This is a genomic window from bacterium (assembly GCA_023382385.1).
Taxonomy (GTDB): Bacteria; Electryoneota; RPQS01; order RPQS01; family RPQS01; genus JABWCQ01.
In genome coordinates, this window is record JAHDVH010000002.1 from 912192 (window position 1) to 935294 (window position 23103).

17 protein-coding genes, 1 tRNA gene and 1 other RNA gene are annotated in these 23103 nt (G+C 52.5%); 13 read left to right on the plus strand and 6 right to left on the minus strand.

Translation table 11 applies throughout. The annotated features are described in order from the left end of the window. Positions 1-228 precede the first annotated feature (228 nt). The 3 genes from KJZ99_08130 to KJZ99_08140 all read left to right on the plus strand — a co-directional run bounded on the left by KJZ99_08130 (position 229) and on the right by KJZ99_08140 (position 3517). Entirely contained in the window at positions 229-513 is a 285-nt protein-coding gene (locus KJZ99_08130) for a helix-turn-helix domain-containing protein (GenBank protein MCL4305870.1), read from the plus strand. 1253 nt (positions 514-1766) lie between these two features. Next, a complete protein-coding gene (locus tag KJZ99_08135) occupies positions 1767-1943 on the plus strand; it encodes a hypothetical protein (GenBank protein ID MCL4305871.1) in 177 nt (58 codons plus the stop codon). Continuing rightward, positions 1940-3517: a recombinase family protein gene (locus KJZ99_08140; GenBank protein MCL4305872.1), complete on the plus strand. Its 1578-nt coding sequence runs from the start codon at positions 1940-1942 to the stop codon at positions 3515-3517. Before KJZ99_08135 ends, KJZ99_08140 begins: the two co-directional genes overlap by 4 nt. On the opposite strand, the gene KJZ99_08145 is transcribed toward KJZ99_08140, so the two are convergent. Then, a tRNA-Gln gene (locus KJZ99_08145) sits at positions 3485-3559 on the minus strand. The genes KJZ99_08140 and KJZ99_08145 overlap by 33 nt on opposite strands. A gap of 182 nt (positions 3560-3741) precedes the next feature. On the opposite strand from KJZ99_08145, the gene KJZ99_08150 reads away from it, so the two are divergent. From KJZ99_08150 to KJZ99_08165, 4 genes are all read left to right on the plus strand, one after another. After that, positions 3742-5829, plus strand: coding sequence for a hypothetical protein (locus KJZ99_08150; GenBank protein MCL4305873.1), 2088 nt, complete (start codon positions 3742-3744; stop codon positions 5827-5829). Positions 5830-6023: 194 nt separating this feature from the next. Then, positions 6024-7721, plus strand: a complete 1698-nt coding sequence (pabB, locus tag KJZ99_08155) for an aminodeoxychorismate synthase component I (GenBank protein MCL4305874.1) — start codon at positions 6024-6026, stop codon at positions 7719-7721. Then, positions 7718-9097 (plus strand): sodium:solute symporter family protein, encoded by a 1380-nt coding sequence (locus KJZ99_08160; protein ID MCL4305875.1) that lies wholly within the window; start codon positions 7718-7720, stop codon positions 9095-9097. The genes pabB and KJZ99_08160 overlap by 4 nt, the downstream gene beginning before the upstream one ends. Positions 9098-9100: 3 nt before the next feature. After that, complete coding sequence (locus KJZ99_08165; GenBank protein ID MCL4305876.1) at positions 9101-9403, plus strand: Dabb family protein; 303 nt, start codon at positions 9101-9103, stop codon at positions 9401-9403. A 71-nt stretch (positions 9404-9474) separates the two neighbouring features. Here KJZ99_08165 and KJZ99_08170 read toward each other — a convergent pair whose 3' ends face one another. The 4 genes from KJZ99_08170 to KJZ99_08185 are packed head-to-tail and all read right to left on the minus strand — an operon-like array spanning position 9475 to position 12898. Next, positions 9475-10179: an ABC transporter ATP-binding protein gene (locus KJZ99_08170; GenBank protein MCL4305877.1), complete on the minus strand. Its 705-nt coding sequence runs from the start codon at positions 10177-10179 to the stop codon at positions 9475-9477. Between the two features lie 3 nt (positions 10180-10182). After that, positions 10183-11403 (minus strand): FtsX-like permease family protein, encoded by a 1221-nt coding sequence (locus tag KJZ99_08175; protein MCL4305878.1) that lies wholly within the window; start codon positions 11401-11403, stop codon positions 10183-10185. Between the two features lies 1 nt (position 11404). Further along, a complete protein-coding gene (locus KJZ99_08180; GenBank protein MCL4305879.1) occupies positions 11405-12442 on the minus strand; it encodes a hypothetical protein in 1038 nt (345 codons plus the stop codon). A 39-nt stretch (positions 12443-12481) separates the two neighbouring features. Continuing rightward, positions 12482-12898, minus strand: coding sequence for a winged helix-turn-helix domain-containing protein (locus KJZ99_08185; protein ID MCL4305880.1), 417 nt, complete (start codon positions 12896-12898; stop codon positions 12482-12484). Between the two features lie 256 nt (positions 12899-13154). Between KJZ99_08185 and KJZ99_08190 the strand changes: the two genes are divergently transcribed. From KJZ99_08190 to KJZ99_08215, 6 genes are all read left to right on the plus strand, one after another. Continuing rightward, positions 13155-13712, plus strand: a complete 558-nt coding sequence (locus tag KJZ99_08190; GenBank protein ID MCL4305881.1) for a hypothetical protein — start codon at positions 13155-13157, stop codon at positions 13710-13712. Between the two features lie 34 nt (positions 13713-13746). Continuing rightward, positions 13747-14106, plus strand: a transfer-messenger RNA (tmRNA) gene (gene ssrA / locus KJZ99_08195). 110 nt (positions 14107-14216) lie between these two features. Further along, entirely contained in the window at positions 14217-15290 is a 1074-nt protein-coding gene (locus KJZ99_08200) for a tyrosine-type recombinase/integrase (GenBank protein ID MCL4305882.1), read from the plus strand. Between the two features lie 905 nt (positions 15291-16195). Then, complete coding sequence (locus tag KJZ99_08205) at positions 16196-16522, plus strand: helix-turn-helix domain-containing protein (GenBank protein ID MCL4305883.1); 327 nt, start codon at positions 16196-16198, stop codon at positions 16520-16522. Between the two features lie 2 nt (positions 16523-16524). Then, a complete protein-coding gene (locus KJZ99_08210) occupies positions 16525-17934 on the plus strand; it encodes an HTH domain-containing protein (GenBank protein ID MCL4305884.1) in 1410 nt (469 codons plus the stop codon). Positions 17935-18284: 350 nt separating this feature from the next. Then, entirely contained in the window at positions 18285-19997 is a 1713-nt protein-coding gene (locus KJZ99_08215; protein ID MCL4305885.1) for a tetratricopeptide repeat protein, read from the plus strand. 93 nt (positions 19998-20090) lie between these two features. Here KJZ99_08215 and KJZ99_08220 read toward each other — a convergent pair whose 3' ends face one another. Then, complete coding sequence (locus tag KJZ99_08220) at positions 20091-23099, minus strand: DEAD/DEAH box helicase family protein (protein MCL4305886.1); 3009 nt, start codon at positions 23097-23099, stop codon at positions 20091-20093. Between the last annotated feature and the right edge of the window lie 4 nt (positions 23100-23103).

The following is a 23103-nucleotide window of genomic DNA, read 5'->3' on the forward strand; positions in this document are numbered from 1 at the left end:
TACTACTCGCGATTGATTATGGTTGCATTACATCACGGCCACATTTGCTCGTTTGAGCGGTGAGTCGCGGTAAAGTACCTATCACAGCGTAGCAATAGTGTTGTTTTTGTGGTTCTGTTGAAAAACGGACATAGAGGCAACACTTTTCATTTTTTGAATGTTGCGTCGCGCGAATGGAAACACTTAGAATTCATAGTTCGCACTATTACATTGACTTGGAGATCGAGAATGAGCAAAAGAGAACTAAAAGTAAATCCTCCTGCGTTTATCGGTGCGCGCGATGCTGCGAAGCAACTTGGGTTAAGTGTGCCGACCCTCTACCGCTACATCAAGACCGAGGGCCTTCCTTGCTTCCGAATCGGTGGTTCCTATAGGTTTCGGCAGTCCGAACTGGATGAGTGGATTGAAAAACACAGGGAGCCAACCAATTCCGTACGGCAAGACGCGCGATCATTGTTACTTGATGCCGTCTCGATCTTGGACAAGTACCCCGATGAGCCAACCAAAGAGTGAATACTGTGTGGAGTGTGTGGGCGAACTGAAAAGGTCAGTCGCTGGCGCTTCCCATATTGCACAGCACGGCGTATTTGAGATGAAGCCATTAGCTGCCGTTAAGGATACTTCTACAAGTGGAAGCTTAGAGAATTGAATCGTAAGGGAAATACAGAACAAGGAGGATTGACAATGAAAGCAAAGAACACGACGAGAAAGACAACCAAAGCACCTATGAAGACGAGCAAGTATACTGCCGTGTCGCTCGTTTGGAACAACTGGATCCGCATTAGCACCCAATCGGTTTGGACGGATCAACTCCGAGTGAAGTCATCAATTACATTTAAAGTCGACGGGGAACGGCTGACAATGCAGAATTCAAAAGGTCTTATCGTATTTAGCGTTGACACTTATCGCGGGCGACGATGTCTAAATATCCTAATTCTCGAGGAGTATCTATCTCTATTTCAGGAAAACGGTAATATCATGGACTACGCAAATAGGTCGCGAGTTGGAGGCAAGTTCCGATACCAAGAAACAAAACGGACTTCCGGGGACGCGATTACTCTTGAGGGAATCAGAGCAATTAGAGTCGTTGTAGCCTCAATGGAGGGTGGCTTTCCATTGCAAAAAGGCTCAATCGCTCTGGTCATCGATGATGAAGATGCGTATTCGGCGGAGGACGTTAGTGGCAATGTTATGGTAAGCAATGGCGTAACCGAAGACAGCAAAATAGTCACACATATTCTCATAGTCGAAGATCACGACGAGTGTTATCTCCGAAAGTGTGTACGAGAAACTGGGCGTGAATCTTTGTCGCTTAACAACACGCCACCGGATTGATTTGCAGTGCTTAGGCATTTCTCAAGAATTCACGATGTGCCGCATGAAAGCAAACGCTAACAAGGAATGAATCCGGAATTCCCGAGCTCCCTTGTGAAACAACAGAGCGTCTCCAACCTTCGCGCATACTTTCAGATCCTTGATGACTGGGACAGGTGCATGAAGCATACAGAAGCCAACACTACGGCAGCTTTCGACCAACCTCGGTCGATGAAGCGACAATTGGCGGAACCTGGGAGAAGGCGATCGGAGCCCCTTTGCCCAGAGATTGCCTCATCGACATTCGTTCAAATTCTCATGATTCAGCATGAAATCGGCGAATTTCCGCCGCCTTCGGGTCACTTGCCTAACAGAAGAAGCCACCTTGAGCTTGACACTTCGAAAAGTACATGTTATTGTTACGCTAAGAGATCAGTGCAGTGTAAGCTCAGATGACCAAGCAACCACAACAGGACAAAGAAGAACTAAATCGCATGATCCACATTCGTGTAAGTGACGAAGCGCATCGGCAGTTGCGGATCTTTGTTGCTCGTCGCCAGACCACTGCTCAGAAGTGGCTCACAGAGTTGGTCATGCGTGAACTCGAGCGCGAGAAGGACAAGTCGTGAGTCTCGGATTGGGTATGCACGGAGCGCGTCGAAGAGCTCTTGTTTACGCACGTGTTAGTTCAAAAGAACAAGAGAAAGAAGGATTCAGCATTCCTGCCCAATTGGGCCTGCTCCGCGATTACGCAACTCGGCAGAATCTCGCGATTGCTCAGGAATACGTTGATATCGAAACCGCAAAACAGGCAGGACGGACCGCATTCACCGAAATGGTGAACTTCCTCCGAAGGCAGCAACAAAGCAGAAATGGTACCGAACGCTGCAGAACGATATTGGTTGAGAAGACAGACCGGCTGTTGCGGAACCTGAAGGACTGGGTTACCTTGGACGACTTGGATGTTGAGATCCACTTGGTCAAGGATGGCACCGTGTTGTCCGATGAATCACGTTCGTCTGAGAAGCTCATGCACGGCATCAAGGTACTGATGGCAAAGAACTACATTGATAACCTATCTGAAGAGGTAAAGAAAGGCCTTGCCGAGAAAGTCCGGCAAGGCCTCTATCCTGGGAAGCGTCCGTTGGGCTACCGCCATGTAGAGCGGAACGGCAAAAGAGTTATTGAAGTCGAGCCGAATCTCGCTTCGGGAATCGCCAAGCTCTTTGAACTTTACGTAACCGGACGATATTCGTTGCAGGACCTTGCCGAACGGTCGGATGAATTCGGGTTGAAATACAACGAAACTGGAAATCCAATCAGAAAGACAACCGTTCAAAAGATTCTAACGAACCCGATCTACCATGGCGAATTTCGTTGGAAAGGTGCCATTCACCAAGGTAGCCATGAACCAATCATATCGAGAGAGCTTTTCGAGCAGGTACAGATCCAACTGGCATTGAATGGAAGCACCAAGACAACGAAAGAGAAGAGGACTTGGGCATTTCAAGGGTTAATGAAATGCGGGCACTGTGGCCATGCGATGATTGCTGAGATCAAGAAGGGAAAGTACATCTATTATCACTGTGCCAACTACTTGAGAGGCTGCAAGAGCGACTGGATCAAGGAAGGCGAGGCTGCCCGCCAATTCGGAGAAATACTGCAGGCAGCGCGTATTCCAGATGTCCTTGTGCCTGCGATTGTGAGGATTCTGCGCGACGGCCATGCAGACAAGAAACGCCACCACGAAGAGGCCGTGAAGGCCCTACAGAGCCGTCATAGGCACCTTCAGGCGCGGTTGGACGCGATGTACGAGGACAAGCTCGACGGGGCTATCACAGCCGAGTATTTCGAGCGAAAGGCCCAAGAATGGCGCCGGGAGCAGTCCACGCTGACTCGCAAAATCGAGCAGCACCAAGGTGCCGACACGGATTATGCCGATTTTGGAGTCCGTCTGATCCGACTTGCCCAACAAGCAGGCGAACTCTATCAATCTCAAAATAATACCGAGAAGAGAAGGCTTATAGAAATCGTATTATCGAACTCAACTTATAAAGACGGAATCATCTCGCCAGTTTATCGTAAGCCTTTTGATATTATAGCGATTAGAAACGAAGAAGCAAGAAAGGAAAAGGCCGTAAGTGACTCCACTTACGGCCTTAGTCCCCGATGGCTGGGGAACAGGGACTCGAACCCCGATTAACAGATCCAGAGACTGTTGTCCTGCCAATTAGACGATTCCCCAAAAACAGGATTTTATTGAGCTTAAGTGGTAAGAAACCAACCTTAAGGAACGGTAATATAAGGCAGTCTGACTCGAGAATCAAGTCAGGTGCGATGAAAAATCTGGCCAGTTTTTTGCAATCTTTTGGATGACGTAAATTGTAAATGATTGTAATCCGAAAAGCTATAGGTGACAAACGGCCCATGGACCCGTCGCAAAATGCCTACGAAGTGACCACTCCGCTCCTCCGACAGGTTCCTCAGGCGGCTCTGGACGCCGTTTTTGGAGCTGCGGGACTCGTCACAGCAGACCTGAAGTTGTCGGTTGTCGGTCGTTCGTGGGACGAGTTTATGGCTCGCTCCGGTCGCAGTGATTTGGCCCGCAATGCTCTGCTGGGAAGTTCAATTCTGCTGTTCTTCCGCAACGACGAGCAACGCCGCGTGTTTGAGAGTCTGCTGCACTCGATGCACTCCGACGAACTCGGCGTGCACAATCAGGTGGTTGACCTCGGCACCAAGGAGAAGCCCTTCTATGTGCAGCTTCACGTGCAGGGACTTTGGCAGGACGGGGTGTTTGCCGGCTACTTCGTGCATTGCCTCGACATCACACGCGAACACACCAACCGGTTAATGCTGATCGAGCGCGACCGCGAGTTTCAATCGTTGAAAGAGGCTGTGGAGAAAGCGGAAACTTCGGCGCGCGAGCTGCAGGAGAAACTGCGTGTGTCCGCAGAAGAGATTGCGCAGCGCGAAGCTCAGCTCAAAAAAGTGACCGAAAAGTCCATGCGCATGGAAAGAAGTTCCCGGGAAGCTCTCGAGCACTCGGAAAAAGCCGTGGAAAAGTCTGCGCGGCTCCAGCACGAATTGGACAAACTGCGCAAACAGCAGAGTGAGAACACGCAGGCCGCGCAGGAGCTTGAGAAGCAGTCGGCAGAGTGTACGAGACTGACCCGTGCGCTGGAAACGGCGCAAGCCAAGTGCGACACTCTTGAGCAGGAACTGCAGACGTCAATAGCCCAGCGTTCCACGCTCGAGCAGGAATTGCAAATGCTCCGCGAGAGTCAGAACGGCCAAGCAGAAGGTGTCGCGAACGCTGCGCAGGAAATTGCGGCCTTGCAGGCAACGCTTGGCGAAATGACAGGCATGAAAGACTCGCTTGAGCAGGAATATCAGAAACTCCTGCAGGAAAACGAACAGAGTCGGAAAGAAACCGCAGAACTTCGTGCGGCACTTGAAGAACTGCGAAGCAACCCTGTTGTCGTCGCTGCGCCGCCTGTGCAGGACACAAGTTCGGCCGAGCTGCTCACAATGATTTCTCTGCCCGCCTGCTCTCTCGATCTTGAGGGCAAGCTTGTTTGTGCCACCGGTTCATTCTGGGAAGAATTGGGTTCGGTTCCGGAACAGGGTGTGGGTCAGTCATTTGCTGACTGGTTAAGTGACAACGAGGCTGCGCGCTTTGCAGCATGGCTGGAAAGTCAGACAGACGCCTGTTGCGATGTGACGGCGGCGGATGGTAGTTCGTGGCGAGCCTGCGCGGTGGTCGGGAGCAACGGGACTTGGCAAAGCGTCATAATTGAAGCCGGCACCGCTGCGGCCGCAGTTCAACCCTTGATTCAACCGGCCCCTCACGCTGCGACCGGACCGTCACAGGTGAGAGCACTATCCCGCGAATTGGCAGACGAGTTCAGTAATCTCCTGACCGGCGTGCTGGGACATGCGTCGCTGGCCGCAGCCGAGATGGACTCACATACTTCCCGCGACATCATCGCAATCGAGCAGACGGCACGTGAAGCCGCACAGCTGGTGCGCAAACTTGCCGCGCTGAGCGGCAGCGGCAAGCACGTGCAGGATAACGATCTGGCAAAGATGCTCAAACAGTACGTTAAGAAGATGCCGCCCGAGTTCTATGGTGTTTCTCCACAGCTTGTGTTGTGCGACGACGCGTGTCTTGTGCACGGCGACACGGGATCTCTCAAGATGGTGCTTGAAGCGATATCCGCTCATGCGCGGGACAAAGCAAGCGAGGATGCGCAGGTTTGCTACACACTGTCTCGCGCAGATGAGGACGTTTGTCTCTCTTTGTCGTACAACGGAAGTGCGGGCTATCCGGCGGGCTGGCATGAAGGGCAGCCGCCGTCCATCGGCCAATCGGGTTGGGATTTGATTTTTGCCCGTGAGGTCGTACGCGGAATGGGAGGGGAAATTGAGTTGACGGACGACGGAGAACGCACAATGCTGCTGATGACCATGCCTTTGGTCAATCAAGAGGAGCAGGTGCGTAACCGAAGTTAGCGCGGGCGAAGTCGCCAACACCTCAGTGTGAACGGCCCGTCGCTTCGTACGACGGGCTTTCAATTTGAAAGAGTCCGAGGAAATCCGTACCTTCTGCCGCTATGAAAGCCCCCCCGACCGCTATCCTCACTCTGCCAACGCAAGAGCGGTTTCGCTATAGGCACGTTTCTTTCGGCGCTCCGACTGCGGTCTGGATGGCTGCGCGCACTGACGAACTGCGGCAGTGTCTGGCGCGGACGGAAGAGTTTCAACGCGCCGGCAAATACGTTGTTGCAGTTGTAACCTACGATGCGGCGCGAGCCTTTGACTCTGCACATGCCGCACACGAGCCGGGTGCGCTTCCGCTGGCTTGGTTTGCCGCATTTGACCGTCCCGGTGAGTATGAGCCATGTGCGCGGCCCTTTCAGCTTGGCGCTCCGCAAGTGCAGACAAGTGAAACGGAATATGTCGCGGCGGTGCACCGAGCACTGGAACATATCCGCGCGGGCGACGTGTATCAAGTGAACTATACTGTTCGCGCGCACTGTGAGTTTCATGGCAGCGCGGCAGGCTTGTTTGATACTCTCGTGCGGGCCGTTCCGGTTCCGCATGCGGCGTTCGTAGACACAGGCGCCGTGCAGATAGTTTCCCTTTCACCGGAACTGTTTCTCCAGCGGGTCGGCGGCACGTTGCTCACACGACCGATGAAAGGCACGGCGTCACGCCGCCCGTCGTGGGACGTGGACGAAGCCGCGCGTCTCGCCCTGCAGCACAGCGAAAAAGACCGTGCGGAGAACACGATGATCGTGGATCTCATGCGCAACGACTTGGGCCGCGTCTGCAAAGCGGGAACGATTCGTGTCCCGGAACTGTGCGTTGTCGAACGCTATCCGACCGTGCATCAGATGATCAGCACCGTGACGGGTGAACAACTTGAGGACGCCTCGCTCTTTGACATTATTGCCGCAACATTTCCGCCGGGCAGCGTGACAGGCGCGCCGAAGATTCGCGCAACGGAAATAATCAGGAATCTCGAGCATACACCGCGCGGGATGTACTGCGGAACGATCGGGCTGTTCATGCCGGGCGGAGACTTCGTCTGCAGCGTGGCGATTCGCACGCTGGAGATTCAAGGCAACGTGGCGACGCTCGGCATCGGATCGGGAATTGTTGTGGACAGTGTTGCGGAACGCGAATGGGAGGAAGTGCTGCTGAAGGCAAAGTTCGCCGAACGCCGTCCACAGGAGTTCGCATTATACGAAACTTTTCGCTGGCAGCCGGAGCTTGGGTTTCGCAATCTTCACAGCCACTTACGTCGTCTGAAGCGTTCGTGCGATTACTTCGCGCGTCCGTTTCCGCTAAGGCGGATTCTCGCCGTTCTGCGCGAGTTAAAGGCGACGCTCGGGAACGAGCACAACCGCGTTCGCTTGAATGTCGATCATGATCAGGTGAGTTTTCAGCTTATGCCCGAAGAGCTCGGCTGGCCGGAGCGGGGAGTGGTTTTGATGATCCCCGAAGCGCGGCTTGATCCGGACGATCCGCGACTCTATCACAAGACGACGCTTCGCCCGGAAAAACTCGCGGCCCGCGAGTCGGCGAAAGCGCGCGGGGCGGACGAATGTCTGTTTCTGAATACGCGCGATGAGTTCACCGAGGGAACGATTGCGAATGTGATGTTCAAAGTGCGCGGGGAATGGCTCACACCAAGTCTGTCCTGCGGCTTGCTGCCGGGCGTCTGGCGCGACATGCAGATTCATTCCGGACGCGCGCGTGAAGAGATCGTGCGTTACGACGATTTAGACAGAATTGAGGAAGTGCGTATCGGGAACTCTGTACGCGGGGAAGGGAAAGTGATACGCATCATTCGGGAAGACGGCCGCGAGGTGTATCGAGATAAGGGAGAAGCCCGTTGAGTCCGGTCTTCATCGGAATACTAATCTACATCAGTATCGCGTTGATCATCGGACTGGTCGTGTCGCGCAAGGTGCATAGCGAGAGCGACTACTTGATTGCGGGCCGACAACTCGGATACCTGCTCGCGACGTTCTCGATTTTCGCGACGTGGTTCGGTGCTGAGACTTGCGTCGGAGCCTCTGCCGCAATCTATGATCGAGGGCTGTCCGGCGGCAACGCCGATCCATTCGGCTATACGATTTGCCTGCTGCTGATGGCACTGCTGTTTGCCGGGCCGATGTGGAAGAAGAAACTCACGACGCTTGCTGATCTTTACAAGGACCGCTATTCACCGGGAGTTGAGAAGCTCGCGGCGATAATCATCGCGCCAAGCTCCTTGATTTGGGCGGCGGCGCAGATTCGCGCCTTCGGCCACGTGCTTTCGGTGTCGTCCGAATTGCAACTCGAAACGGCGATCCTGATTGCGACGGTTATCGTTCTGATCTACACCGTGAGCGGCGGATTATGGGCGGATGCCTACACGGACGTGATTCAGGGATTTGCGCTCATCTTTGGTTTAGCAGTGCTCGCCGTAGTGATCGGCACACATGAGCAGACGCCGAGATTCAATGACCTGCTGAGGAACATCTGGACGGGCAGCGGCAATGCGGAGCCGGAAAGCTGGTTGTCCTCGCTGGACGGCTGGGCGGTGCCGATCTTTGGTTCAATCGTTGCGCAGGAGCTCATTTCGCGAGTGCTCGCTGCGCGATCCGCAACCGTTGCGCGCCGATCGGCGTTTGCGGCAACGGCAATCTATCTTTTGATTGGGATGATTCCGGTTTATATCGGACTGGCGGGAGTGTCGCTGTTGCCCGGAATTGAAGACTCGGAACAGTTGATGCCGCAGCTTGCATTGACGTATCTGCCGACCGTGCTCTATGTGATGTATGCAGGTGCGCTCGCCTCCGCAATTCTCTCGACGGTGGACAGCGCGCTGCTGGCGGCCTCGGCGTTAATCGAACACAATGTGATTCTTGCCAGTCGGCCGCAAATCAGCGAACGCAATCGTCTCTTGATTGCGCGCGGCGGTGTGCTTGTGCTGGGAATTGTCGCATACTTTTTGGCGATTTATGGCACGACGACTTATGAAATGGTCGAAATGGCCTCAGGCTTAGGCAGCGCGGGAATCTTTGTGATTTCGCTCTTCGCCCTGTATTCTCGGCGGGGCGGCCCATTGGCGGCGACGGCCGCACTGATTGTCGGCTTAGGGGTGTCGGTGTGGGGAAGCTACATCCAACCGTTTGACGGGTCGTATGTGTTCTCGATTGCGGGGGCATTTCTTGTATATTATCTGATCTCTTTGCGCGAACCGTCGCGCGATTTGGCGAAAGAGTAAAGCATGATTCGGCATGTGGTGATGTGGAAACTCCACGAATTCGCAGACGGGCACAACAAAGCTGAAAACGCACTCCGTGTGAAGAGCGCGCTCGAGAGTCTGATCGGCAGGGTTGACGGTTTGATATATCTTCAAGTGGGCGTCAATCAGCTTCCCGGCGAACAGGCGTTCGATCTTGTCTTAATGTGTGACTTTCGTGATTGGGAAGCACTCGAATCGTACCGTACGCACCCGCTTCATCTGGGGGTGATTGAATTGCTGAACAAAGTCCGCTCGGGTCGCGTGGTGGCGGACTGGGAGGTCTGAATATCTCAATGATAGACAAAAGAGGCCGACCTTGCGGTCAGCCTCTTTTCATTTGGAGAAATCAGAGATTATCAGGCAACCAGCAATGCCTCGGCTTCTTTAGGGACTCGCCCGTTCATGACAATACGTCCCGCTTCAAGCCGGAGAGTCCGTTTGGCTCTCTTGGCGGCGCTCGGGTCGTGCGTAACCATGACCACAGTTTTCCCCTCACGATTCACTTCCGACAAAAAGGCCATGACTTGTTCTCCGGTCTCAGGATCCAAGTTGCCGGTTGGCTCGTCAGCCAGAATGACCGCCGGATCAGATGCGAGCATGCGCGCCAGCGCAACTCTTTGCTGCTGCCCGACGCTGAGTTCGGACGGTTTGTGATCACGTCGATCTTTCAGGCCGACACGTTCCAGCAGTTCCAACGCCCGCTCCGCCTGCCGATTGCCGGGAATTCCACCCAATAACAGGGGAATCTGGACATTCTCCTGCGCAGTCAGGTAGGGGATCAAGTTAAACGTTTGGAAAACGAATCCAATTCTTCTGCGCCGGAGTTCCGCTCTATCATCCGGAGACAAGTCGTAAAGCGAGTGATTCTCCAAATAGACTTTTCCTTCAGTCGGAGAAAGCATTCCGCCCAAACAGAGGAGCAGAGTGCTCTTTCCGCTCCCGCTGGGGCCAACCAATGAGACAAAGTCCCCTTGCGGAATATCCAACCACATATCATCCATCGCAACAACAACGCTGCCGCGGTGCTTATAGTGTTTCTTTGCGCCTTCAACCTTGAGCATCGTCTATACCTCCTGCAGAGTCGTACATGGATCCAATCGGGCCGCCCGCCATGCAGGCAGTAGACTTGCCAGCATGGTCAACGAGAGTGAAATGCCTAACGCAAGAAAGAGCAGCGTGGCCATCGGCAGGACGGGCACACCAGCGAGCTTTGGCCCGGAGACAACAGCAAGGGCTGTTCCGAAGATATATCCTCCCACTCCAGCGGCCAGACCAAGCAGAATCGCTTTCAGCATGAAGATCTGCACGACCATCGAGGAGCTTGCGCCAAGCGCCATCAGAGTCCCGATTTCCTTGCGGCGCTCGAATACGTTCGCATACATGTAGTTTGCGATGCTCGCGCCACCGACCAATGTGATAATAATCAGAAAGACAGTCGACAGTCGCGACATCGTGCGGTTTGTGCTCAATTGAGTGTCCACAATCTGCGTGATCGTGACCACCTTTGCATCCGGCAGGAGTTTGTTGATCTTCTGCACGAGTCCTTGGGATATCTGGTCGCAGCAGCCTACGACCTCAATTGCGCTGACCACGGAACCGCGTCCGGTCATCTGCTGAACGGTATGCAGATGCGCGAATATTCTGGCATCATCCACAGTTCCGGTTTCCGGCAGGATCGCCGTAACGACAAACTCGCGGTCCATGATTGCCAACTTGTCCCCTTCGCGCAGAGCAACTTTCCGGGCAACATCGGAGCCGATCAGTACTTCGTCCTCCGCGAGGGTTTCGATAACTCGATTGCGAACGAGAGTTTCTTTGGGCGATGTCGGCGTCAGTCCCGGAATGATGGCGACAGTTCCGCAGTTTTCGGGCCGTGAGAAGATGCCTGCCCCTTCCCAAGCGGCCTTTGCCGCAAACTCTTCTTTCGGGAGAATACCGGTAAGCGTTGCTCTCGACCCGGCCAATGTGACAGGCACGGAGAGTTTCGGAGAGAGGTTGTCCAGCCCCTCCAAGTCAGAGCTGGTCAGAATGTCAACATACTCTTCGGGAATTTCTTCGGTCTGCAAATCGGCAGAATAGTAGTCCTGCATAGTGACAGACTTGGGTAAGATAAGGACGTTTGCTCCCAGAGCATCAAGTTCCCTGGCGACCGCCTTCTCGGAGTAGAAAGTGATATTCTTGATGGACACGATGACCGTGATCCCCAAGAGAATAGCCATGAAACTGGTGGCAAGTTGATTCTTTCGCTCGAAAATTTCGCGCCAGACAAGGGTTCGAAGTTTCATATCACTTGCTCTTTGCCTTGGTCTCGGGGGTTGCCTTGCTGTCCAGAGACTGTGCCTTGCTGCTTGTCGTGGGAACCTGCGTTACTTTGACCTGGTTGCCCTGCACGGGAGTCTGGGCTTTCAATTGTTGCGTCGGGGCCGGCACTTTTTGGTTGGTAACCGTGCCGCCCGTTGGGCCACAGCTCTGACCGGGTCCGCATCCTCCCGGGCCGCAGCCGCCGGAGCGGCTCTGCGCGGCGGTCAGCACCGAGCTAGTGAGTTTCGATGAAGTTGTCGCACCCTCAAATGTTCCAATGACTGTTCCCGGAGGCGCTATCAGCGCGGTCGTCGCAATTGAAGCATCAGGGTTAAGCCCAAGTTGCGTTACGAACTTTGCGGCAACTGGATCCGAGGGATCCACCATGACGACGGCGGTCGTCGGTCCATATTTCGGATCCTTGAGGAACTCCTCAACTCCGCTCATCGCAGCGGCATTGTCAGATGTCTTCTTGTTTTGCATGCACAGAGCGACCATATTTCTTTGCTGCAGCGCCTTCAGCGTCTGCTCAGAAGCCTTGCAGCCTACCGATTCCACGAGTTTTGTGTCATCGGTCAACTGCGCGGTGGGAAAACCTCCCATGATCGCACCATTGGGAGCGAGCACAAGCATGAGGGGAAGTCGCGCACGGCTTGCTCCGAACTTCTTGACAACATCCTGGTCATTCGTGTCTGCGACATTGATTTCGACTAACTCAGCCTTTCGCGATATTTTCTTTCGCGTAGATTTGAACAGCGAGCGCGCATGTTCCAGCTGGTCGTCATCCTCGCGAAAGAAGAGTGCAAAAGCGTACTTATCTTGACTCCCCGCTTTTTCAATGGCATCTGCGGCAGGACCATTGCCAATGTGGCCGATGGGTTCGACTGCGCGCGCAGTGGCAACGCCGAAACTGGCAGACGCGCTGTCCGTTTGATGGGTGGAAAGGTTGATTACACCCATAACTGTGAAGACTGCGGCAACTATCAATAATGTTGCGATTGAAAACTTGCCTTTTCTGCTCATAGATAACTCCGGTAACACCTATATGGTAACTTCTACAACTTAAGCTTCGAGATAAATTTGCTCGTCAATCTGAGGATCGGGCTTTGGGTGAAGTGGTTTGCGAGCGGCTTGGCAGTTCTTACTCGCGTCTTTCATGATCATCTTCGATAGGCGAGACCGATCAGCAGCGATGACTTCCGCCATTTCAAGATGCTGCCGGGCCAGTCTCAGCGCATCCCTAATGAGCAGTGAGTCACTCGTGGCTGCAAGACGATAATAAACCCACCTGCCGCGTTTTTGTGTCTCAACCAAACCGGCTTCGCGAAGAATAGACATGTGTTTGGAAACCGTAGAGTCTGCAAGTCCGATGAGGTCGACCAGATTGCAAACGCAAAGTTCTCCTTCTGCAAGGCTCATGAGTAGCCGCACCCGATTTTCATCGGATAGTGCTCCTGTAATCTTGAGGAAGTCTTTCATTTCACTCCTATGTTTCGCCAGATGACGAAACATAGACTCAATTTGAGGGAAAGTCAAGAGTCTTAAAAACAAAATCTTAATATGACAATACGTATCAACTTCACACTCTTCAAATCGTTAGATTTTTCAGCATGTTGCTCGTGTGATTGCTGATGACCCAACGAAGGAAATTCCGGTGCGCTCTTCGGTTTTCTGAAACTTTGCTCAGGACTCAAGCGTAGAACTTTATTAAGAAAGATCATCATAATATACCGCAATGCAAAACAATAACATTTCCCGCTTCGCAATCGCGACGGGACTAATTCTTCTGATTCCACTGATTGCCATGCAGTTCACTGACGAAGTGAAGTGGACGCTACTCGACTTTGTAGTTGCCGGAATTCTCTTGTTCGGCAGTGGCCTGACCTATGAACTGATCGCAAGAAGAGGGAGCAACACAATGTATAGAGCAGCGGTTGGTGTCGCAGTCGCGACCGGACTACTGTTGATTTGGTTGAACCTTGCCGTAGGGCTCATCGGAAGCGAAGACAATCCCGCCAACACATTGTATCTTGGAGTGCTCATCGTGGGTCTCATCGGCGCCGCTCTTGCAGGCTTGGCACCGCGCGGTATGTCGCGGGCTCTTTTTGCGACCGCGTTCGCACAGTTCTTGGTTCCGGTTGTTGCGATAATGATTTGGAAGTCCGAGTTCACCATTGAGGAAACACCGGGAGTTGTGGGGGTATTGTTGTTGAATGGTTTCTTTGCTGCGCTGTTTGTAGTTTCTGCCATACTATTTCGGCGCTCCGCAGCGACAACCGCATTGAAACTTTGAGATCCGCAGATTCGTTCGTATATTGTAAAGCTTCGGGGACGCCAAGGTTTCGACGGGATGAATGGATGGCGTTGGGAGCAGGCGGAGGCTGGGGTGCCCTCCTTAATCAGGACTCCAAACACTAAGTGCCAATGACACTTACGCTCTGGCTGCCTAATTAAAATACGGTAGTCTGTCGCCCCCGGGAACTGTCTGACGATACCGGCCGCGATATCAAACTATAGTCGGACTGGCCCGTGGACTGCCACGCAAGCGGGCGAGATTTAGTGGCTGGCTCTCGATAGATTTGGGGTTGGGACGACCCGAGAGCAAGACAAGAATCCAACTCCTAAGCCTGTAGCGCCCGGTGTGGTCCGCTTCTCGGACGCGGGTTCGATTCCCGCCGTCTCCACAAGAAACCCAGTTTTAAGTATCTGTTTTACAGTGCTTGAAATTGGGTTTTTCGTTTTGTATATTATAACTGTCACCAAGTTGTCACCACAATTTGCATTCGAGGGCTTTTTCATGGCAACAATTTTCAAGCGCGGGAAGACCTGGTACATTGATTACCGGCAGAATGGAGAGCGGGTCCAGCGGTCCCTCGGCGTCCATTCCAAGCGGCTTGCCGAACTCAAAAAAGGCGAGATTGAGCTGAATATTGAACGCGGGGTCCTTGGGCTTGGCAAGCGCGTGGGCAGCTCAGCGGAAGCCTTCGAGTCCTTCCAGGCGGAAATCGTAGACAAGAAGTCCCCGCCGTGGCAGAAACGAATGGAACAGCTGTTCAGGCCGTTCCGGACCTGGGTGCTCGAGCGCCCCGATCAGCTCGTCGTGAAGTTGTCTGCATCGGACATTGAGAAGTTCCTTAGCGAGCGGAGAAAGCAGATTTCTGACAAGACGCTGAATGAAGAGCTGGCAATCATCAAACGGTTCTTTCAGTGGGCCGTCGATCGCGAGTATTTGGCAAAAAACCCAGCTGCCAAGATCGACCGGTACAAGCAAGCCCCAAAAGCGGTGCGGACCTTCACTCCGGAGGAGTTAGGGCTGATCTGGAAACACGCGACACCGACTCAGCTTCCATTCTATCAGATGTTGTTATTTACTGGTCTGCGGGACGGAGAGCTCCGTAATCTGGAATGGAATGATGTTGACTTGAATTGCCGTCAGATAAACGTCCGGATCAAACAGGATTGGAAACCGAAAACGGGACGTGGCCGAGTAATACCAGTCGGTTTGGAGGCTTTTGAACTTCTGAGCACACGCGAGCGCCGCGGACGATACGTGTTCACGACTTCCACGGGCAAGCGTTGGGTTCCGCCACGGCAGCCATGGGTTGACCTCTTAGGTCGCATCCTTGACAAAGAAGGAGTAGACCTTCGCGGCCAAGTCAGCATTCACACCTTTCGCCATACGTTTGCTACTACATGCCTAACCTGTGGCATTGACATCAAGACTGTTTCGGAAATACTCGGGCATACTTCTGTCAAGATGACGGAGCGTTACCTACACCTGATGGAAGACCACAAGGCAGCTGCCATAAAGAAAGTGAGTTTTGGCCAACTCGTACCTACTGCACGGATTCTGCCAACGACTCGAAGCTAACCCCCTTCAGTTCGATTGTGGCCACGGTTTCGATTGACCGGCGGCCCTACTGCCCCTGCCAAAAGAGCCTCGCAACCGCGGGGCTCTTTTCATTCGACTGATAGCCAACAGACTCACTTTCGCTTGAATTGGGTCGGACACTGCCCGAAACTCCGAGACCAAGAGTCGCCCAGACGCTTCCCAATGAAAAAGTCCCAATTTGACGGGCGAGATGCTTCCCGGGAACACATTTCTGGCACAAAGCTCAAGATTATTGATAGCCCAAAAGCACCCCCAATGCACACAAGTTGAACCCACTCATTTAAGCGAAAGAAGACCGCGACAGGATTGCCGGGAGTACCGGTTTTCAAATGGCACCCGTGACTTGTTTTACGACAGAAGAGATACCCAGAACAGATTTCATATACCGGCCAAAGCTTCTAAGGCGTATACTCGCCACTTTGCACGCTTTGAAAAAAACATTAGCACATGCCTCGTGGGTACGTCAAGGCTCCACTCCGACGACGGCCAAGTCATAACGGGCGCCCCGTTTGATTTGTGAAGTCCGATTTCTGAAATATTGACGTCAAAAGCATCAACTCGGACTGAACGGGCGCCCCGTTCGAATTGTAATCACCCTACCGATACACTTTTCGACTTCGAATCTACCCACCGGCTCCGCCTCGAAGGATTTCGGTCAACCAAAGCCTTAGGGTAACTGGGGCTTTTTTCTTTTTCTCGATCATTAGCGAAAGGAAATCTTGGGATTGTTTTTGTTGATGTTGACATTCCGACAAACCAATAGCGCTCAAAAATCTCGAGTGCAAATGGAATGCTTGGACCAAAACGGAGTTAAACAGTAGTGACGGAACTACTGAAGGCATGACAATGCTAAACACAAAGACAACTAACAAGGAGTTAAGAAAGTGAACGAAGAAAGAGAAAACCCGTTTCCGTCACATAACGGGTCGAGCGCCGGTCAAGATGCCATTCTACGCAAACGGAAAAGGACACCCCGGTTGAAGCAAGTGCAGCTCATCGACGGGCATTGGGACGTCAATCAGGTCGCATACTACCTGCAAGTGTCAGCACAATCAGTTTATCGTTGGGCGAGCCAAGGTCAGCTGAAAGGCATGAAGTTCGGCGGCTGCCTGCGATTTCCTATCGAGGATATCAAAGCGATATCCAGAACCGGCATCAAGCGACGACGATTGAAGAGCAAGAACGAAGCTACGGCAGACGAAAGGAGCTAACCATGGATTACTACAAAGAAGCCTTGGTGAAATCAGACGAACCCTCGACTCAGAGACCGTGTCTTGCTATCGGCGACTTGAGCATTTTCTACCAGGCAAATGACGCCGGATACCCATGGAAAGCGGTCGGCTTGATGACCTACTCGGACGAGAAGATGATGAACGCTGTTGATTTCGATTTCTGGATTGACATCGATGCTGACAACAAGGGCAAGCAAACAACTTTGCGGAACGTGGAAGCCTCGCTATCGAACTGCAAGGCTTTACTCGAGTATCTATCTGCGAAGCTTTCTATTGATCCGCTGGACATCGATGTGTACTTCAGCGGCCATGGTGGCTTTCACCTGCTTCTGCCGTTCAAATTGGAGAGTATACGCTCCGTAGACCGTCTCTTGGAGAACGTGAAACAGACAATTCGGGCTTTCCAGCAGGACCTTGCACCAGTATGGTGTGATGGATCACACATTGATCAGGGGATATACAATAAGAAGGGCTTGATCAGATTGCCATGGAGCAAACATGATTCTGCCCTTCGCAAAGTACCCTTGTCACCTGGCGATTTGAAAATGTCAGCGCCGGAATTAGTTGCTCTCGTTGAAGCAAAGTCAGACACCTTCCCGGGAAGCTACGATTTTCAGTGGCACAAAGAAAAGAAGAACTGCACGGCACTGGTTGAACTCGTCCGCCGTCCCCCACGTCCAACGCACCGATCAACCGCATTATCCGGATGCACGTCAGGTTTGCTCGACAGAGTATTGGATGACGTGGCGGACGAAACACCCTGTGTCGAAGAAATCGGGAAGTTCAGATTGCCGTTGCACAGTGGCGCGAAGTTCAATCTTCCCAAGATGTTTCTGCTAAGCCATCTTAAGAGGCTGGGTTACCCGCTCGACATAGCAACGGAGATTGTGACAGCATGGGCAGATCGATATTCACTCCGGTCACGAAGCCCAGCCAATAAGGCACGTCAGCGCCGCATTGAAGTGGAGTCAGCGGCAAGAACGATCTTTCGAAGCCCTCCTGGCAGTAACTATGACTTTTCAGTCAATGGAAACTGCGTCAGATGCCTCAGCAACATGATGCACAAGTCAGCTGTAAGGCCGTGCGACTCAAGACTCTGTCGCCACAACTGCACGGGACCGTGGCGAGAACCCACGCGAATCCGCCTTTCAACGCTTCGGAGTAAGTGTGGAAACCCAAACAACTTCTGGGTTTATACAACTATAGCCTTGAACGACCAAATAGTCAGCTTGGACGACCTTACGAAGGAGCTCAAGATGAGCCGGAATACAATTCGCGCGACCATTGGAAATTTGCAGCGCCTTGGACTGGTCGTAGAAGAGAAATCTGGCAAAAGCAAAGTGATCAGAGCGACCAGATCAATCAAAAAGTCCATGTTGCTCAAAAATTGACAACATGATTTCCTAAGCCCCTTATGTTTGCTTTTGTCAGAATTGCTCATGCTTACTCAGAATCCGGTCGATTTCAGAGTCTGGACGTGTCAACTACTCTATAAAGTCTGTATTGGGACTTCCCACTTGGTGTAGGCATACAGAGTATCAAATATCTGAAGTAGGGCAAGGTAGTGTCAAAATCGAATTCAGGATCATAGGCAAGGTAGTCCAGATTTGAAGAATAACCTCTTATTGGCACGGAATCCGGCGCTGGCATTTGCATAAGTAACTCTGCGAACGGCAGCCCCTTCATCGGTACACAACTTTCTGGAGAGAGGAAACCAGAACAAACCGACAAGGAGGCCGCCATGGCCAAGACAAACGCCCGCAAGCCCAAGCGGGCAAACCCGTACGCTGATCCTGAATTCCGGGAAAAGGTCCGAACAAGTGCTCGATTTCTGAACGCGCTGCGATGGAACCAATACCTCGTGTCTACGAAGGATCGTGAAGAAGTCCCGTATGTGGCCGATGCAACCTGTGAGAAGTGCGGAGAGCCACTGTACCCGATCGGCTGGGCAAGCCCGGTTAAGGGCGCAGGAGAACCTTCAATTGTACTCCACTGCCCGGACTGCATGGTATTCACCACCTTCCGAGTGGATGATCCCACGTGGTGGATACTCCGCGAGACCACGGTTTGGCCAGAGAGATTTGCTGGGAAGCTACGGGATGCAAAGCGGTTGTTGTTGGAAGCTGGCCAGAAGATGAACGAAAAGGACTTCGCCAGTGCAATTCCGCTCTTGCGGAAATCCTTTAAGCTTGATCCATTCAATGCCGTTACCGCCTACACGCTGGCAGTTGCCCTGGAAGAAATTGGTGAAATCCATGTAGCTCTGAAGTACCACGCGAAGGCGTGCGAGCTTGACCGGTTTGTCATGGAATACCGGCTTCAGTATGGCGGCGCCCTGCTTAAGGCTGGCCAACTCTACAGGGCGCAGGACGTATTTTCTGAAGCAATCGATCGGCGGTTACATGAACGGTTTAACTGGACCTTTGATCGCGATCCGCGAGCCCAGTCGCCAGAACCAGAGCTGATTCGTGCGTACATCGGGCTTGGTCTTTCGTTCGAGAAGCAGAAACTGTGGGTGCAGGCCAAAGACGCATACATTAAGGCAACTGAAGAGGACCCAGAGCATCCGTACGCATTCTGGTATCTGGGCGGAGCGTATCACGGACTTGGTCAACCCGAGGAGGCCGCGGAGGCGCTGGAAGATGCTGTGCGGAATCAGCCGGACAGAGCTGAAATTCACTATGAGTTAGGTAATGAGTATTTGGCGCTGCATGAACCGGACTTGGCCGAAACCTGTTTCCGTGATGCTCTAAGATTGAAGCCGAGCTTTGCTGAAGCTCAACTCACGTTGGCTTATGCCTTCGACGAGCAAGGCAAGACGGACGAGGCTATCGTGCTCTATGAACACCTTGCAGAATACAATCCGGATTGCATTCCAGCCTATACCGCGCTGGGCTATGCGTTGCACAAGACTGGAAAAGGCGAAGAGGGCCTTGGCTGGATGCAAAAGGCCATCGAACTCGCACCCAACGAGCCCATTGCTTACGAGGGATTGGGCTTCATACTGATCGAACTTGGCAGACCTGAAGCTGCAATTGATTCACTACAATTCGCGTGGAAGGAATTGGCTTGGGTGAATGCTGGTTACCGGCTTGGTGTTGTCTATCGACGGATGAAGCGTTGGGATGAGGCAATTTGTGTTCTCAACGATGTCATCAGGCAGCAACCATTCTTCCCAAACGCCTATTTCGAATTGGGAAACGTTTGCGCAGCCATCGGTGACATACACAAAGCCATCGAGTATTTCGAGAAAGCAATCTCACAGAGCCCCGGTCATACAGAAGCGATGCTCGAGCTCGGGCTGCTGTACGTAGCTGAGCAAGATGATCCAAAAGTAACGATGATCGTCGAGACACTGAAGCTATTGGATAAGTCAAAGGCGGACATCTTGCAGGGGACGTTGGCTGCTGCGATTCAACGGGAGGTAAATGACACTATGGAAGCAGAACGGTAGAAGCACCGAATGGCATTCCTGTAACGCTCGAGAGGCGCCGTGGTGGCGCCTCTCATCTGATTCAATACGTACAGTCTTACGGGATTCGCATTGTTATTCTGCTGACGGTGACTGACTGTCTGACCGGAACTGATCGTAGACGCGCTTCAGCAAGTGCTCACTGACCAGCTTCTTAAACTCATCCTCGTTCATGAATCGAGCTGTGATTTCCTCGTTCTGTTCCATTCTATCGATGAACAGGTCCTCAAGTCGTTTCTTGAAAACGAAACCGAAGTTCTCCATTGTATTGGCCAGTGCTGATTGTCGAAGGTCATCACTCGCCAAGGCATCCTCTCTTATCGACTCAAAGAAAAGTTCGTCCGCTGGCTTGAAATCGGTACCAAATCGTTCATTCAATACATCGATCAATTCCGAGAGTTTGACCTGTGCTTCGTGGGTGACTCCAGAACCGACTTCGGTTGGGCCGGTCACAGTTCCAACGATTCCTGGCTCCAAGGCGATGGTTCCCTCGCTAATCTTCTGGAGTCTGTAATACTTCAAGGCAACTTCATCTTGGAATTCGTAAGCGGGTCCTTCTTGCTTTCGAGGTAGCTTTCGAAGCAGGAATCTGATGTACGAATAGAGCTTCTCAAGGTCCGAGTCTTGAAACGGTATGACCTGAGACATGAATGAATACAGATTCCGGTATGCGACCAGCGTCTTACGAAAAACTTCGCGCTCGTCTTCTTCTATTGCCGCAAATCGGTTTACCGCTGGGTCGAGACAGGCATTCATGCGTGCGTGGTCAGAGGGTGTCTGCTTCTCTTTGGGACGATAGAACACGCGAGCGAATTCCTGAACCTCTTCCCAATAGTAGACTTGGTAACCATCAAGCTTTGACTTGATTTCATAAAGCTGGGACACTTCGGCTTGCTCTGAGACTGTAGTTTCTTCGTAGTATGGTTGAAAGGCGGCCCTGATTTCGTCGCCCTCATTTACAAAGTCGAGCACGAATGTGTCTTCCTTGCCGGGATGAATTCGATTCAGTCTCGACAAGGTTTGGACAGCCTGTACTCCCGAAAGCCGCTTGTCGACGTACATTGTGTGAAGGAGCGGCTGATCGAATCCAGTCTGGTACTTTTCCGCTACAAGGAGGAGTCGATACTCGTCTGTTGCAAACCGCTCTGGAAGTTCCTTTTCCCGAATTCCTTTGTTCATTCCAACTTCCGTGTATTCCTTGCCAGGGAAATCCGGGTCTTCCACGGTGCCCGAAAAGGCCACCAGAGCTTTGATGTCAGCGTAGTGATTCTCATTCAGGTACTTGTCAAACGCCTGCTTGTATCGTACTGCGTGAAGGCGCGAGTCAGTTACGACCATTGCCTTTGCCCTGCCGCCAATCTTATGTCGAACGAAAGTACGGAAATGTTCCACCATGACCTCAGTCTTCTGGGCAAGGTTGTGCGGGTGGAAGCTCATGAAGCGCGCTAATGCCCTGGCCGCCTTCTTCTTGTCTACATCCGGATCATCTTCAGTCGACTTCACAAGCCGATAGTAGGTCTTATAGGTTGTGTAGTACTTCAGGACATCCAGGATGAATCCTTCTTCGATAGCCTGTCGCATGCTGTAAAGATGAAACGGAACCGGCTTATCGTCTAATCCGGGCGTACCAAAAACTTCGAGTGTCTTGTACTTGGGGGTGGCTGTAAAAGCGAAGAAGCTAATGTTCGGTTGGTGACCACGTTTGGCCATTGTGCGAAGCACCTCTTCCTCGTAGTCCGGTAAGCCTTCCTCCTCTGCTTTGGCTCGTGCTTCCTCCTTGATGGCAGCGCCTGCAAGCACGCCCTTCAGTTCAGTTGCGGATTCACCGCCTTGTGAACTGTGTGCCTCATCAATGATCACTGCATATTTGCGCCTCGGAATGTCACCTATCTTCTCGGTAACAAAGGGAAACTTCTGGAGAGTTGTAATGACAATCGGTACGGCTGCCGAGAGTGCATTGGCCAGTTGTGTCGAATCAAGGTCAATCTTTTGCACGACACCCGACTTGTGCTCAAACTGGTAAATCGTATTCTGCAACTGTTGATCGAGTACAATACGGTCAGTAATTACAATCACACAGTCAAAGACCTTTTCGTCCTTCGCGTTGTGAAGACTTGCGAGTTGGTGTGCCAGCCAGCCGATTGTATTGCTTTTCCCGCTGCCTGCGGAGTGTTCAACCAAGTAGTTCTTGCCCACTCCTGCTGCCCGTGCATCAGCAACCATTTTGCGAACGGCATCAAGTTGATGATAACGCGGGAAGATCATCGTTTCCTTGCGAATCTTCCGACCGTCAACTTTCTTCTCTTCTACTTGAAGGTGAATGTAACGTGCCAAGAGGTCAAGAAGACTGTCCCGCTGCCAGATTTGTTCCCAAAGATATGCGGTCTTATGGCCTTGAGGATTATCCGGATTGCCCGCGCCTTTGTTGAGTCCCTTGTTCAAGGGCAGAAAGTAAGTGGAAGGTCCCTTGAGTTGAGTTGTCATGTACACCTCGTCCGGGTCTACGGCGAAGTGCACGAGTGCACGTTTCTTGAACTGGAAGAGGAGTTCCTTCGAATCCCGGTCATGTTGGTACTGATGAATGGCGCTCCGCCAAGTCTGACCTGTCATCGGATTCTTGAGTTCCGCCGTGATCACCGGAATCCCGTTTAGACTGATGCACAGGTCCAGCGCGTTCTCGTTCTTCTCACTGTACTTCAATTGCCTTGTCAAAGACAAACGATTCAGTGCATACAGTGTTTGAATCTCAGGGTTCATCCCGCTGGCCGGTGCGAAATAGGCAACCCGTAAGAGCTTGCCCATACACTTGAACCCGTGACGCAAGACCGAGAGACAGCCATCGTGCTCAGAATTTAGAGATCGGCAAAGGTCATCAATGACTGTCTGCTCCGTCTGAGTTCCGGCCAACTGCTTGACGTATTCCCACTCCCTTGGCTGCGTGGACTGAATGAAGTCCAGCACATCTTTCGGGAATAGTCCGCGAACACGGTCAAACGCCTCCGGATTGCCGGAGCCATAGCCATGGTCAAGTAGATGCTGCTCTATGGCTGTTTCGAAGGCGTGCTCAGTGTGTGAAGGACTCATAATA

What these genes read in the sequence shown, in the direction of transcription:
- KJZ99_08130 (MCL4305870.1), top strand. Translation starts at nt 229, where the DNA reads ATGAGCAAAAGAGAACTAAAAGTAAATCCTCCTGCGTTTATCGGTGCG.
- KJZ99_08135 (MCL4305871.1), top strand. Translation starts at nt 1,767, where the DNA reads ATGACCAAGCAACCACAACAGGACAAAGAAGAACTAAATCGCATGATC.
- KJZ99_08150 (MCL4305873.1), top strand. Translation starts at nt 3,742, where the DNA reads ATGGACCCGTCGCAAAATGCCTACGAAGTGACCACTCCGCTCCTCCGA.
- pabB (MCL4305874.1), top strand. Translation starts at nt 6,024, where the DNA reads ATGGCTGCGCGCACTGACGAACTGCGGCAGTGTCTGGCGCGGACGGAA.
- KJZ99_08165 (MCL4305876.1), top strand. Translation starts at nt 9,101, where the DNA reads ATGATTCGGCATGTGGTGATGTGGAAACTCCACGAATTCGCAGACGGG.
- KJZ99_08170 (MCL4305877.1), bottom strand. Translation starts at nt 10,179, where the DNA reads ATGCTCAAGGTTGAAGGCGCAAAGAAACACTATAAGCACCGCGGCAGC.
- KJZ99_08175 (MCL4305878.1), bottom strand. Translation starts at nt 11,403, where the DNA reads ATGAAACTTCGAACCCTTGTCTGGCGCGAAATTTTCGAGCGAAAGAAT.
- KJZ99_08180 (MCL4305879.1), bottom strand. Translation starts at nt 12,442, where the DNA reads ATGAGCAGAAAAGGCAAGTTTTCAATCGCAACATTATTGATAGTTGCC.
- KJZ99_08185 (MCL4305880.1), bottom strand. Translation starts at nt 12,898, where the DNA reads ATGAAAGACTTCCTCAAGATTACAGGAGCACTATCCGATGAAAATCGG.
- KJZ99_08190 (MCL4305881.1), top strand. Translation starts at nt 13,155, where the DNA reads ATGCAAAACAATAACATTTCCCGCTTCGCAATCGCGACGGGACTAATT.
- KJZ99_08200 (MCL4305882.1), top strand. Translation starts at nt 14,217, where the DNA reads ATGGCAACAATTTTCAAGCGCGGGAAGACCTGGTACATTGATTACCGG.
- KJZ99_08210 (MCL4305884.1), top strand. Translation starts at nt 16,525, where the DNA reads ATGGATTACTACAAAGAAGCCTTGGTGAAATCAGACGAACCCTCGACT.
- KJZ99_08215 (MCL4305885.1), top strand. Translation starts at nt 18,285, where the DNA reads ATGGCCAAGACAAACGCCCGCAAGCCCAAGCGGGCAAACCCGTACGCT.
- KJZ99_08220 (MCL4305886.1), bottom strand. Translation starts at nt 23,099, where the DNA reads ATGAGTCCTTCACACACTGAGCACGCCTTCGAAACAGCCATAGAGCAG.